Here is a 13056-nt window from a genome sequence, read left to right on the forward strand (position 1 = left end):
CCTAAGATGGCGACATGGCTGAGGGGCTCAGGGAGCGCAAGAAGCGGCAGATGAAGCAGCGGATCTCGGACATCGCGACCGGGCTCTTCCTGGAGCACGGCTTCATGGCGGTGACCATCGCCGAGATCGCCGAGGCCGCGGACGTCTCGGTCAACACGGTCTACAACTACTTCCCGGCCAAGGAGGACCTCTTCCTCGACCGGGGCGCGGACGCCGTCGACCGGCTCTCCCGCCATGTGCGCGGCCGCCGCGCGGGGGAGTCCGCCGCCGACGCGGTCCTGCGCGAGCTGCGCACCGACGTCGAGAGCGCCTCGCCGGCCGTCGGGCTCGTCACCGGCTGGGCCGACTTCATGAAGGTCATCACCGAGGCGCCGCCGCTGCGCTCCCGCCTCTGGGCCATCCAGCAGGAAGCCCTCGACAACCTCGCCGCGACCCTCGCCGAGGAGGCCGGCGCCGCCGACGGCGACCCCCTGCCCGCGCTCGTCGCGGGGCAGCTCTCCTGGCTCCACACCACGCTCATGAGCCGCATCGGCGACGAGATGGCCAAGGGCCGCGAGGTCGCCGAGGTCTCCCGCGAGGGGCTCGCCCTGCTGGACGAGATGGAGGCCCTCCTCGGTGAGAAGGTCCTCAACTACGCGACGCGCGCGGCCGGGTGACGCGTATCGGTGTGATGTCCGTCAGTTGAGACGTGACGCGCATCTCTTCGCCGCCACAGGCGCCCTCACGGCCGCTAATGTCCGCTGCAGAGGCTCGCGTGAACAGCGTGTGAGCCAAGCGGGACAAGCGGTAGGGGAGTCGGAGTGGCACGCAAGGTCGCCGTCATCGGAGCCGGACTCATGGGGTCGGGCATTGCTCAGGTATCCGCCCAGGCGGGCTGGGACGTCGTCCTGCGCGACGTCACCGACGAGGCGCTGACCCGGGGCACCGACGGCATCAAGGCGTCGTACGACAAGTTCGTCGGCAAGGGCAAACTCGCCGCCGAGGACGCCGAGGCCGCGCTCGGGCGCATCACCACGACCACCGACCTGGACGCCGTCGCCGACGCGGACATCGTGGTCGAGGCCGTCTTCGAGAAGCTGGAGGTCAAGCACGAGATCTTCCGCGCGCTCGACAAGCTCGTGCGCGACGACGCGGTGCTCGCCTCCAACACCTCCGCCATCCCGATCACCAAGATCGCGGCCGTCACGGAGCGCCCGGAGCGCGTCGTGGGCGCCCACTTCTTCTCGCCGGTCCCCATGATGCAGCTGTGCGAGCTGGTACGCGGCTACAAGACCAGCGACGAAACGCTCGCCCGCACCAAGGAGTTCGCCGAGTCCGTCGGCAAGACCTGCATCGTCGTCAACCGCGACGTCGCCGGCTTCGTGACGACCCGTCTGATCTCCGCGCTCGTCGTGGAGGCCGCCAAGCTCTACGAGTCGGGCGTCGCCAGCGCCGAGGACATCGACATCGCCTGCAAGCTCGGCTTCGGCCACGCCATGGGCCCGCTGGCGACCGCCGACCTCACCGGTGTCGACATCCTGCTGCACGCCACGAGCAACATCTACACGGAGTCCCAGGACGAGAAGTTCGCACCGCCCGAGCTGATGCGCCGGATGGTTGACGCCGGTGACATCGGACGCAAGAGCGGGCAGGGCTTCTACAAGCACTGACCGGCACCCGTGTACGCCCGCTGACGCCTCGTCCGACGATTCGTCGCCCGCTGGGTCACCCCTCGGAGTGAATTCGGTATCGGTTCGCTTACAGACGGCAACTTCCTGTCCCACGCGGCAGTCAGTTGCAGTGACATACGCAGACGACGACGTACGGCTCAGACGTCTCAGCCGACTCAGCACTCTCGGGGAGCGCATATGCACATCAAGGGCGACCAGGCCCAGCTGGTCGTCGGGGGACGCCTCGACGTACGTAGCGCGGCGGACGCCCGTACGGTCCTGCACTCGGCCGTCGACGACGGGGCCGGCGACCTGGTGCTCGACCTGTCCGAACTCGACTCGTGGGACGCCACGGGGCTCGGCGTGATCATGGGCGCGCACCGGCGCGCGGGACGGTGCGGACGCAGACTCGTCCTGCGCCACGTACCGCCCCAGATGCAGCGCCTGCTCGTCGCGACGAGACTGCACCGCATCCTCGCCATCGAGGGCGGCATCGGCGTCGAACCGCTCCCCAGGGCCTGAACCGCACCACAGGACCTGAACCGCACCACAGGTCTCGAACAGAACCTCCCACGCAATCCTCACGAGACCGTGACGTCTCGGGCGGGGCGGCACCCCGCCCACTCGGAGATACTGGCCGAGGTCTAGGGTTCCCACGCCCGCCGATGGACGGACCCGCGCGGGGGCACCGGACCAGAAGCGACAGCGCAGTGTGCACGAAGGCCGGAAGGGGCTCTGCACACCACGCATCTGGGGGGCTGGGATCATGGACCCGATGAACCGGGAACCCGAAGAGTACGGCCACGGTGGCGGTGGCGACGAGCACGACGACGCCGCGCACCCGCGCGACCCGCTGACGCCCGACCTCGGACAGCCCGCGCTCGCCCGCACCGTCCGGCTCGTCTCGGGCGACTTCCTGCTCACCGTCAACCCCGTCGACGGCAGCGAGATAGAGCCCTGCCCGCCCGGGGAGCGGCCGCGGCGGCCCACCCGGCGCACCGCCGCCGACCGCGAGGAGCTGCGCCGCGCCGCACTGCCGCCCGTGCCGCCCGGCCCCGCGCTGCCCGCGCCGCCCCTCCTGGAGCGCGAGGAGGAGCGTGAGCGCCTCGTACGGCTCCTCTCGCACGGCCGCTCGGTGCGGCTCACCGGACCCGCCGGATCGGGCCGCACGGCGCTGCTGGGCGCCGTCGCCGACGCCTGCGCGGACCTCGCCCCCGACGGCGTCGTCCGCCTCTCCGGCCACCGCAGGACCGTCACGGAGCTGCTCCACGACCTCTGCGCGACCGTCTACGACACACCCCTGCACCGCCCCGACCGCGCCCTGCTGCTCGACCTCGTCCGCGACATCGGCGCCGTCGTCGTCCTGGACGACCTGGAGTTCGGCGGCACCGCCCTCGACGAACTGCTCGACGCGACGCCCGAGTGCGCCTTCCTCCTGGCCGCCACACCCGACGTCGCCGCCCCGTCGGCCGACTCCCACCTCGAAGAGGTCTTCCTCGGCGGCCTCGGCCGCGGCAGCAGCCTGGAGCTCCTGGAGCGCGCCGCCGGCCGCGTCCTCGCCGACGAGGAGGCCCACTGGGCCGGCGACCTGTGGTTCGCGTCCGAGGGCCTGCCGCTGCACTTCGCCCAGGCGGGCGCCCTGCTGCGCCGACGCGACCAGCCGCGCGCCGACCCGCACGCCGGCGAGGAGGACGGCCGCGCCGCCGAGACCCCCGAGGACGCCGAGGCCCCGCTGCCCTCGCTCGCCGAGGGAGCCGCGCCCGCCGCCCTGCTCGCCGCACGCCTCAGCCCCTCGGCCCGCGCCACCCTGAGGTTCGCCGTGGCCCTCGGCGGCGAACTGCCGCACCAGGCCCACCTGCCCGCCCTCGTCGGCGACACCCACGCCGACGCGGCCCTCGCCGAACTGGTCGGCTGCGCCCTGGTCACCCCGGTCGGCGCACGCCACCGCCTCGCCACCGGCGTACGCGCGCAGCTGGAGGACGCCGGCTACGGCGACGACGCCGCCGAGTACGCCAGGACCGCCGCCCGGCACTACGCCTGGTGGGCCGGCCACCCCTCGGTCACCCCCGAGCGGGTCGCCGCCGAGGCGGACGCCGTGCTGGCCGCCCTGGGCGCCCTGGTCACCGCGGAGAGCGGCACCGCGGTGCTGCTGGCCCGCACGGCCGCGCCCGCCTTCGCCGGCGCACTGCGCTGGGGCGCCTGGGAACGCGCGCTGCGCTGTGGCCTGGAGGCGGCGCGCAACGCCGGGGAGGTCGCCGAAGAGGCCTACTTCCACCACGAGTTGGGGATCCTCGCGCTCTGCGGCGGGCGGCTCGACCGGGCCCGCGCCGAGCTGGAGGCCTCCATCGGGCTGCGCGGCGCCCTCGCCGACAAGCGGGGCGCGATCTCCGGGCGCCGGGCGCTCGCCCTGGTCACCGACTGCTCGGGCGGCCCGCTGCCCGGCGGGCGCACGACCGCGGGCGAGGAGGTGCCGGGCGCGCGCCACGAGGAATCGGCGCCGCCCCCGAGCGCGGTCCCCGCCCCGTTCGCGCTGCCGGCGCCGCCCGCACCGCCCCCCGCCTCCGCCGAGCCGGACACGTTGGTCGCCAGCACGGCCTCGCCCGCCGTCGCCGGCCCCGCGCCCGGCCGCCGCTCCCTCCTGCGGGGCACCCGCCGCAACCTCGTCGCCGCGGGAGCCGGAGCGCTGCTCGCCGCCGTGCTCGGCACCGTCGTCACCCTCGGCGCCACGTCCGACGACGACCACCCCGAAGACCACCGCGTCCGCACGGAGCAGTCGGCGCGGGAGGACCACGACGACGACGGCGGGCCGACCGCCGACGAGCCGTGGCAGGGCTCCCCGACCCGCCCCGGCGGCCCCGGCGAGGACGGCGTGGTCGGCACCGCCGACGACCCGAAGCCCTCGGCCAGCGGCGCGCCCTCGGGCAGGCCGAGCGCGAGCGGAGAGCCGTCGGAGGAGCCGAGCGGCAAACCCAGCGGCACACCGACCGGCAAGCCCTCGGACAAGCCCACCGACAAGCCGACGGAGAAGCCGACCGACAAGCCGACGGACCCGCCCACCACGGCCCGGCCCACCGACCCGACGGACCCGCCGACCACCGACGAGCCGCCGCCGGCCACGCCCTCCAGCGACTCCCCGCCCGCCTCGACCGGCACCTCGAAGCAGGCGAGCGCGTCATGACGAAGGGGCCGGGTCCCGCAGGACCCGGCCCCTTCGTCATCTGTCACCTGTGCGTGGCGGCTCTCAGAACAGCCGCAGCTTGTCGTCCTCGATGCCGCGCAGGGCGTTGTAGTCCAGGACCGTGCAGCCGATGCCGCGGTCCGTGGCCAGGACGCGGGCCTGCGGCTTGATCTCCTGGGCGGCGAAGATGCCGCGGACGGGCGCCAGGTGCGGGTCGCGGTTGAGCAGCTCCAGATAGCGGGTCAGCTGCTCGACGCCGTCGATCTCCCCGCGCCGCTTGATCTCCACGGCGACCGTCTGCCCGTCGGCGTCCCGGCACAGGATGTCCACGGGGCCGATCGCCGTCATGTACTCGCGGCGGATGAGCGAATATCCCTCACCGAGTGTCTCGATCCGGTCGGCGAGCAGCTCCTGGAGGTGCGCTTCCACGCCGTCCTTGATGAGGCCGGGGTCCACACCCAGTTCGTGCGAGGAGTCGTGCAGCACTTCCTCCATCGTGATGATGAGCTTCTCGCCCGCCTTGTTCACGACGGTCCACACACCGGCGTCGCCCCCTGATCCCTCCTTCAACGTGCAGGGCGGGGACATCCAGTTGAGGGGCTTGTAGGCCCTGTCGTCCGCGTGGATGGAGACGCTGCCGTCCGCCTTCACGAGGATCAGGCGGGGCGCCGAGGGGAGATGGGCGGTGAGCCGGCCCGCGTAGTCCACGGAGCATCGGGCAATGACGAGACGCATGGGGCGCAACGCTACTCGACTGGAGGCGGTGCGCGCGATTCGCCCGCCCACGGCCCGGGGGAGCGGGGCGGGCCGCACGACTTGTCCGCCGATGAACCCTTCGATCCTGGCCGGTTATGCGTCCAATCTCCTGGTGCGCTCCCCTCGCGTTGCCTACCGTAGAAGCGGGAGGTCGCCATCCGTGCACGCTGCGTATGCGGACTCCATCCCTGTCCGTAAGCCCTCGCTCGACGGGGGTGCGAGAGGAGAACCCATGTCGCTCGACGTCTCACCGGCACTGTTGGAACAGGCCGAGCGAGGCGAGGTGGACGAAGCAGCTTTCGTCGACTGCGTCCGGACCTCCCTGCCTTACGCGTGGGAGATGATCAGCTCCCTGGTGGCCCAGCTGAAGGTCGACGGCGGACAGTTCGCCGACAACCAGACGCCGCCCCCGGACGAGCAGGCACGTGGACAGCTGCTGCGCGCGCTCGCGAGTGACGCGATTCGCGGTGCTCTGCAGCGGCACTTCGGAGTGCGTCTGGCATTCCAGAACTGCCACCGTGTGGCGGTGTTCCCGCTGGATTCCTCGGTGGACGACAGGCTTGCCCGCTTCACCTCGATCCGGGGCCAGCTGCTCAACCAGTCGCCCGAACTGCGGGACTGCTGACGCTTGTTGCTGCCGCTCCGTACGCGGGAGGTGTGTCAGTCCGGAGCGGCAGCTCCCGTCTTCGCGCGATGCCCGGCGCTCAGCCGAGGTGGGGCAGCACCTCGGCCCCGAGCCTTCGTACGTTCTCCTCGGTGGCCGCGAGGTCGCCCGAGCCCTCGACGAGCAGGGCGAAGCGCGTGATGCCCGTGCGCTCCGACGTGGCGGCCAGGCGGTCCGCGCACATCCGCGGGGTGCCGACGGGGTGCAGTGCGCAGAGCAGCTCGGTGTACGCCACCGGGTCCCGCATGGGGCGGCGGCGGCCGTCGATCGTGACATGGGCGTCCAGGCCGTGCCTGAGCCAGCCCGGCATGGTCTTCTGCAGGGTCTCGGCCGCGTCGAGGCGCCGGTCCGCGATCTGCGCCACTCCGGCGGAGATGTGCGCGGCGGCGGCGATGTCCTCCGGCGTATGCCCGGCGGCGCGCGCGTGCCGGTTCCACAGGGCCACCATTTCGGCCTTCTCCTCGTCCCCGACGTGCATGCCGAGCAGCATCGGCAGACCGCGCTGCGCGGCCAGCCGCACACTGGACGGCGAGGTGCAGGCCAGGATCACCTCGGGGCCGCTGTCGCCCTGTCCGCTCAGCGCCTCCTGCGGGCGGGGTACGACGGCGACCTCGCGGAAGGGGAACCGCCCGCCCGTGCTCCCGACCCGCGGTTCGCCCAGCCACCTGAGCAGCAGGTCGAGGGAGTCGGGGAAGCCCTTCTCGTACGCGTCGAGGCCCGCCCCGAACACCTCCAGGTCCACCCACGGCCCGCCCCGCCCGACACCGAGCGAGAAGCGGCCGCCGGAGGTGATGTGGAGCAGGGCGCTCTGCTCGCCGAGCGCGACCGGGTGGACGGTCGGCAGCACGCTCACGGCGGTGCCGACCCGGATCCGGCGGGTGCGCCCCAGGAGCAGCGCGGCCAGGGTCACCGCCGACGGGCAGGTGCCGTACGGCACGAAGTGGTGCTCGGCGAGCCAGACCGAGTCGAGCCCCGCCTCCTCGGCCACCTCGGCGGACCGCACCGCGCGGTGCAGCGCCTCCCCCTGCCCCTGTCCGGGGAACTGGGCGGCCAGCACAAAACTACCTACACGCATCGAACTCCTGCCTCCTTGGCGCCGACGCAGGCACTCCCCACGGGCAACAACGCGTGACACGTGCCAAAGGCACGGCCTGGCAGGAAGATTGTTGGATTTTCCGCGCGGCGCGGTGGGGCCCGGGGGAGTGGGCACGGGAGGAGTACCCGGTGGGACGACGCGTAGGCTGGTCATCCTCCTGATCGCCGTACAGCCGTGAGGTGTCCTGTGTCCCCGCGTCGCAACCGCCCCAAGGGCACCGCAGAGCCGAGGGCGTCCCTGGACGCGGAGTCCTCGGGACGCTACGGCGGATTCCAGAACGCCGAGACCTGGCAGGGCGAGCAGTGGAGCGTACGCCATGTGGCGGGCGCCGCCTCGCCGGGCAAGCGGTACCGCTGCCCCGGGTGCGACCAGGAGATCCCCTCGTCCCTGGCGCACGTGGTGGCCTGGCCGGAGCACTCCGGGGTGGACGAGCGCAGGCACTGGCACAAGGCGTGCTGGAACGCGAAGGACCGCCGCACCACGCGGGTGCAGCGGTCCCGTAACGCGCCCAGGTACTAGGGCCTCGCGCCGACTACACGTCGCGCTTCTCCAGGAGGGCGAAGGCGCCGCCGAGTGCGATCGCCGTCACCACGACCAGCACCATCAGCTGGGAGGTGCCCGTGGCGCCGTCGGCGCCGTCCGCCCCGAAGATCATCGCGAGGGAGTTGATGGCGTTGTAGTCCGTCATCTTCTCGGCCAGGGACTGCGTGCTCTGCCAGATCATCAGGAACGCGGGCAGGATCGCCGGGACGAGGACGAGGCCGAGCATCGCGGTGATGGCGCCCGCGGAGTGCCGCAGCATGGAGCCCACGGCCAGCGCCAGGACCCCGAGCAGCGAGACGTACAGGCCGCCCTTGAAGACCGTGCCCGCCCACGGCAGGTCGCCGGCGCCCGGGCCGCTGTTCATCGACGAGGCCGCGAGGCCCACCAGCAGGATGGAACCGGCGGAGACGACGAAGGCCGTCACGAAGAAGACCACGACCTTCGCGGCCAGCACCCGGTAACGCTGCGGGGAGGCGGTGAACGTCGTACGGATCATGCCCGTGCCGTACTCCGACGACGTCACCAGGACGCCGAGCGTGATCAGGCAGATCTGGCCCAGCATGAGGCCGAAGAACGCCGGGATGGTGAACGGCACGTCCGCGTAGTCCTCGGGGGTGGTCTGCGCGGCGGCGGCCAGGCCGATGCCGACGACCAGGGCGACGAAGACGCCGAGCGTCCACATCGTGGAGCGGACCGACTTGATCTTCGTCCACTCGGAGGCGAGGGCGTTGCCGAGGTGCGTCTTCTTCACCGGGATCGGCGAGGTGTAGGCGTTGGCCATGGCCTGCTGCCAGGCGGAGGGCGGCGCCGGGGCGGCGGGCGGGGGAGCCGCCGGCGCGCCCATCGGGGCGCCCTGCGGGGGAGCGCCGGCCTGGGCGTACGCCGGCTGGTGCTGCGGGGCCTGCTGCGCCTGCGGCTGCTGCTGCGGAGTCTCAGGCGTGGTCATCGGGAGGCATCCTCGTTGTCGGTGGCGCGCTTGGTCGTCTCGGGCGCGGAGGCGGGGGCGGGGGCGGCCGGCGGCTGCGGGGCGGTGGCGTAGGGGTTCGGTGCCCCGGGGCCGGCCTGCGGCTGCTGGGTCGCGAAGGGGTGGCCGCCCTGCTGGGGCGGCGGCGGGGCGTACCAGCCGGGCTGGCCCTGGCCGGGCACCGGCAGCGGGCCCTGCGGCAGGGCGCCGGGCGGCAGGGCGCCCGGGGGCGGCTGCTGCTGGAAGCCCGCGAGCTGGTCGGCCGTCGAGCGGTAGTCGACGGCGCCCTGCGTCATCCGCATGTACGCCTCCTCCAGCGAGGCCTGGTGCGGGGACAGCTCCCACAGGCGTACGTCGGCGCCGTGGGCGAGGTCGCTGATGCGGGGGAGCGGCAGACCGGTCACGCGCAGCGCGCCGTCCTGCTCGGGCAGGACCTGGCCGCCGGCCTCGGTCAGCGCGGCCGTCAGCTTCTCGCGCTGCTGGGGGTCGGTGTCCGGTGTGCGCACCCGCGCGAAGTCGGCGGAGTTGTGCGAGATGAAGTCCTTGACGCTCATGTCGGCGAGGAGCTGGCCGCGGCCGATCACGATCAGGTGCTCGGCGGTGAGGGCCATCTCGCTCATCAGGTGCGACGACACGAAGACCGTGCGGCCCTCGGCGGCGAGGGACTTCATCAGGTTGCGGACCCAGAGGATGCCCTCGGGGTCGAGGCCGTTGACCGGCTCGTCGAAGAGCAGCACCTGCGGGTCGCCGAGGAGCGCCGCCGCGATGCCGAGGCGCTGGCCCATGCCGAGCGAGAAGCCCTTGGAGCGCTTCTTCGCCACGTCCTGGAGTCCGACGACGCCGAGCACCTCGTCGACCCGGCGGGCCGGGATGCCGGAGAGCTGCGCGAGGCTCAGCAGGTGGTTGCGGGCGTGCCGGCCGCCGTGCACGGCCTTGGCGTCGAGCAGGGCGCCGACCTGGCGGGGCGCGTTGGGGAGCTTGCGGTACGGGTAACCGCCGATCGTCACTTGCCCCGTGGTGGGGGCGTCGAGCCCGAGGATCATGCGCATCGTCGTCGACTTGCCGGAGCCGTTGGGCCCGAGGAAGCCGGTGACGGTACCGGGTCGCACCTGGAAGGAAAGGTTGTACACGGCTGTCTTGGCGCCGTAGCGCTTCGTCAGGCCGACTGCCTCGATCATTCTCCGCACCCATCGAATGGTTCAGGACGTCGGGGCACACGCCCCCGTAAGGGTTAGGAGGATAACGGGGAGCTGACGGTTCCACCCAAGAGCGGGTAAAGGGGCGGCGGCCCTCTTACGCCGGTGCTGGCCGGTGTCCCCTACGCGTCCCTTTTCTTCAGGGCGGCGTAGCCGCCCAGGAGCGCCGCCGCCACCCACGCCACCATGATCACCAGGCCACCCCAGGGGCCGTAGGGCGTGTCGTCGTCGAACGGGGTCCTGACCTGCATGATCTTGCTGCCGGCCTGGTCGGGCAGGAAGCGGCCGATCTTCTTGGTGGCCGACACGTTGCCCAGGATGTTGGAGATGATGAAGAAGAACGGCATCAGGATGCCCAGCGACAGCATCGGGCTGCGCAGCATCGCCGCCACGCCCATCGAGAACATCGCGATGAGGGTCATGTAGAGCCCGCCGCCGATGACGGCCCGCAGCACCCCGGGGTCGCCGATCTGCGCCTTGTACGGGCCGAGCATCGCCTGCCCGACGAAGAACGTGACGAAGCTGGTGGCCAGGCCCACCACGAGGGCGAGCAGGGTGGCCACGAGCACCTTGCCGAACAGGAACGTGCCGCGCTGGGGCACGGCCGCGAGCGAGGTGCGGATCATCCCGGTGCTGTACTCGTTGGAGACGACGAGCACCCCGAAGACGATCATCGCGAGCTGGCCGAGCGACATCCCGGCGAAGCTGATGAAGGTCGGGTCGAAGCTCAGCCTCTCCTTGGCGTCGAGGCTGTCGTAGTCGTTCTTGGACAGGATGCTGATCAGCATGCCGAGCGCGATCGTGACGACGGCGGCGAGACCGAGCGTCCACACGGTCGAGGACACCGAGCGGATCTTCGTCCACTCCGACTTCAGTACCTGTGTCGCGGCCATCGCTCAGGCCCCCTTCCCGCGCTGCTGCCAGCCCGCGCCCCAGCCGGGCGCCGCCGGGGCCGGCGGGCTCGCGCCGGTGGGGCCGGAGTGCGCGTGGTACTCGACCGACTCCGCGGTGAGCCGCATGAACGCCTCTTCCAGCGAGGCCTGTTGCGGACTCAGCTCGTGCAGGACGAGCCCGTGCGCCGCGGCGAGTTCACCGAGCCGCTCCGAGGTCGTACCGTCCACTTCCACGCCGCCGCCGTCCGCCGCCACGGCGGTGACACCCGCCTGGTGCAGCACGTCGAGGAGCCGTTCGTGCTCCGGGGAGCGCAGACGTACGTACGAGCGGGAGTTCCGCCGGATGAAGTCGGACATCGACGTGTCGGCGAGGAGGCGGCCCTGGCCGATGACGACGAGGTGGTCGGCGGTCAGTGCCATCTCGCTCATCAGGTGCGAGGAGACGAAGACCGTACGCCCCTGGGCGGCCAGCGACTTCATGAGGTTGCGGATCCAGTGGATGCCCTCGGGGTCGAGGCCGTTGACCGGCTCGTCGAACATCAGGATCTCGGGGTCACCCAGCAGCGCGCCCGCGATGCCCAGGCGCTGGCCCATGCCGAGCGAGAAGCCCTTGGCCTTCTTCCTGGCGACGGCACTCAGCCCGACGGTGTCGAGGACCTCGCCGACGCGGCCGCGCGGGATGCCGTTGCTCTGCGCGAGGCACAGCAGATGGTTGAAGGCGCTGCGCCCGCCGTGCATGGCCTTGGCGTCGAGGAGGGCACCGATGTGCTTCAGCGGGTCCCGCAGCCGGGAGTAGTGCTGGCCGTCGATGCGGACATCGCCGGCCGACGGGTTGTCGAGCCCGAGCATCATCCGCATCGTGGTGGACTTCCCCGCGCCGTTCGGACCGAGGAAACCGGTGACGATGCCGGGGGAGACGGTGAAGGTGAGGTTGTTGACGGCCACCTTCTCGCCGTACCGCTTGGTCAGCCCGTCGAGCTCGATCATGCGGCAACGCTAAAACGGCTCAAAGCCCCCTGCCACTCAGCGACGGCAGGGGGCTGTGACGAGCACGGCCTCAGCGCGTCTGCTGAGCCGGCACCCCACGGGAGATCGGCTCGTCCTCCGCGGGCGTACCCGCGGCGGCGACCGCCGCACCGGTGAGGGTGGCCAGCATCTCCCGCACATTGGTGAGCTGCGCGTTGATGGAGTCGCGCCGGTTGGTGAGCGCCGCCAGCTCCCGCTCGGACTCCGAGCGGATGCGGTCCGCCTTGGCGTTGGCGTCGGCGACGATGTCCTCGGCCTGACGCTGCGCCGTCTCCACCGTCTGCCGGGCGCGACGCTCGGCGTCGGTCCGCAGCTTCTCCGCCTCAAGCCGCAGCTGCTCCGCACGGTGCTCGATCTCCGCGAGGCGCTTTTCCGCCTTGGCCTGACGGGAGGCCAGGTCGCGCTCGGACTGGTCGCGCCGCTTGGCGAGATTCGTCTCGAAGTCGGCGGCGGCCTGGGCGGCCTTGGCGCGCGTCTCCTCGAAGAGGGCGTCCGCCTCCTCCCGCTTGGACTGCGCGTCCTTCTGGGCCTCGGCCCGCAGGGTGTTCGCCTCGCCCTTGGCCTTCTCGACGATCCGGACGCCCTCGTCCTCGGCCTTCGCCTTGCGCTCGGAGGCGAAAGACTCGGCGTCGTTGCGCACCTGCTGCGCCGCGGACTCGGCCAGCTCGCGGTGCTGTTCGGCCGCGCGACGGGCCTCCTCGCGCAGGTCCTTCGCCTCCTCCTCCGCGAGACGGAGGATCTTCTCGACGCGCGCCCCGAGCCCGGCGTACGACGGCTCGGCGTCGGCGACCTGGGCCTGGGCGTTCTGCGTTTCGAGGTGCAGCTCCTCGATGCGCTTTTCCAGAGCAGTGATACGGGCGAGAGCGTTGTCACGGTCGGAGACGAGCTTGGAGATACGTTCGTCCACCTGAGCGCGGTCGTACCCACGCCGCACAAGCTCGAAGCCGTAGGGGGAAGTGTCGCTCATGGGGTTCCTGTCGAATGAGACCGGTGAGGTGATAGAGGGAATCCTAGGGGTCCAGGCGGCGTGTCATCGAGCAGATGCCTGTTTGATCTGGAGAATGACACCCCTTTTGAGTGGCAAGACGTCA

13 protein-coding genes are annotated in these 13056 nt (G+C 71.9%); 6 read left to right on the forward strand and 7 right to left on the reverse strand.

Translation table 11 applies throughout. The annotated features are described in order from the left end of the window. The first annotated feature begins 14 nt into the window (after positions 1-14). The 4 genes from ABZ385_RS15585 (at position 15) to ABZ385_RS15600 (ending at position 4827) form a co-directional block, all read left to right on the forward strand. The gene (locus ABZ385_RS15585) at positions 15-656 is read left to right on the forward strand and encodes a TetR/AcrR family transcriptional regulator (protein ID WP_358911700.1); all 642 of its coding nucleotides are present in this window, start codon (positions 15-17) and stop codon (positions 654-656) included. Between the two features lie 144 nt (positions 657-800). Then, complete coding sequence (locus ABZ385_RS15590; RefSeq protein ID WP_358585140.1) at positions 801-1649, forward strand: 3-hydroxyacyl-CoA dehydrogenase family protein; 849 nt, start codon at positions 801-803, stop codon at positions 1647-1649. A gap of 198 nt (positions 1650-1847) precedes the next feature. Continuing rightward, positions 1848-2171, forward strand: a complete 324-nt coding sequence (locus tag ABZ385_RS15595) for an STAS domain-containing protein (RefSeq protein ID WP_358585142.1) — start codon at positions 1848-1850, stop codon at positions 2169-2171. Between the two features lie 244 nt (positions 2172-2415). After that, on the forward strand, positions 2416-4827 hold the full coding sequence (locus ABZ385_RS15600) for a PT domain-containing protein (RefSeq protein WP_358911702.1): 2412 nt from the start codon (positions 2416-2418) through the stop codon (positions 4825-4827). 63 nt (positions 4828-4890) lie between these two features. On the opposite strand, the gene nucS is transcribed toward ABZ385_RS15600, so the two are convergent. After that, positions 4891-5562: an endonuclease NucS gene (gene nucS / locus ABZ385_RS15605; protein ID WP_358589441.1), complete on the reverse strand. Its 672-nt coding sequence runs from the start codon at positions 5560-5562 to the stop codon at positions 4891-4893. Between the two features lie 253 nt (positions 5563-5815). On the opposite strand from nucS, the gene ABZ385_RS15610 reads away from it, so the two are divergent. Further along, on the forward strand, positions 5816-6208 hold the full coding sequence (locus ABZ385_RS15610) for an SCO5389 family protein (protein WP_358589439.1): 393 nt from the start codon (positions 5816-5818) through the stop codon (positions 6206-6208). Between the two features lie 79 nt (positions 6209-6287). Here the strand turns inward: ABZ385_RS15610 and ABZ385_RS15615 are convergent, their stop codons facing one another. Continuing rightward, the gene (locus ABZ385_RS15615) at positions 6288-7322 is read right to left on the reverse strand and encodes an LLM class flavin-dependent oxidoreductase (RefSeq protein ID WP_358911704.1); all 1035 of its coding nucleotides are present in this window, start codon (positions 7320-7322) and stop codon (positions 6288-6290) included. A gap of 207 nt (positions 7323-7529) precedes the next feature. On the opposite strand from ABZ385_RS15615, the gene ABZ385_RS15620 reads away from it, so the two are divergent. Further along, positions 7530-7862, forward strand: a complete 333-nt coding sequence (locus ABZ385_RS15620; RefSeq protein WP_358589434.1) for an ATP/GTP-binding protein — start codon at positions 7530-7532, stop codon at positions 7860-7862. A gap of 13 nt (positions 7863-7875) precedes the next feature. Here ABZ385_RS15620 and ABZ385_RS15625 read toward each other — a convergent pair whose 3' ends face one another. The 5 genes from ABZ385_RS15625 to ABZ385_RS15645 all read right to left on the reverse strand — a co-directional run bounded on the left by ABZ385_RS15625 (position 7876) and on the right by ABZ385_RS15645 (position 12932). After that, positions 7876-8667, reverse strand: a complete 792-nt coding sequence (locus tag ABZ385_RS15625) for an ABC transporter permease (protein ID WP_358589445.1) — start codon at positions 8665-8667, stop codon at positions 7876-7878. Positions 8668-8828: 161 nt separating this feature from the next. Beyond that, entirely contained in the window at positions 8829-10028 is a 1200-nt protein-coding gene (locus ABZ385_RS15630) for an ABC transporter ATP-binding protein (protein ID WP_358911706.1), read from the reverse strand. 140 nt (positions 10029-10168) lie between these two features. Next, positions 10169-10939 (reverse strand): ABC transporter permease, encoded by a 771-nt coding sequence (locus ABZ385_RS15635; RefSeq protein ID WP_358589429.1) that lies wholly within the window; start codon positions 10937-10939, stop codon positions 10169-10171. Between the two features lie 3 nt (positions 10940-10942). Next, complete coding sequence (locus ABZ385_RS15640) at positions 10943-11926, reverse strand: ABC transporter ATP-binding protein (RefSeq protein WP_358589426.1); 984 nt, start codon at positions 11924-11926, stop codon at positions 10943-10945. Positions 11927-11996: 70 nt separating this feature from the next. Continuing rightward, positions 11997-12932 carry a cellulose-binding protein gene (locus tag ABZ385_RS15645; RefSeq protein WP_358589423.1) on the reverse strand — a complete coding sequence of 312 codons (936 nt, stop codon included), beginning with the start codon at positions 12930-12932 and terminating at the stop codon, positions 11997-11999. Positions 12933-13056: the final 124 nt, after the last annotated feature.

This window comes from Streptomyces sp. NPDC005898, assembly GCF_040629635.1.
Lineage (GTDB): Bacteria > Actinomycetota > Actinomycetes > Streptomycetales > Streptomycetaceae > Streptomyces.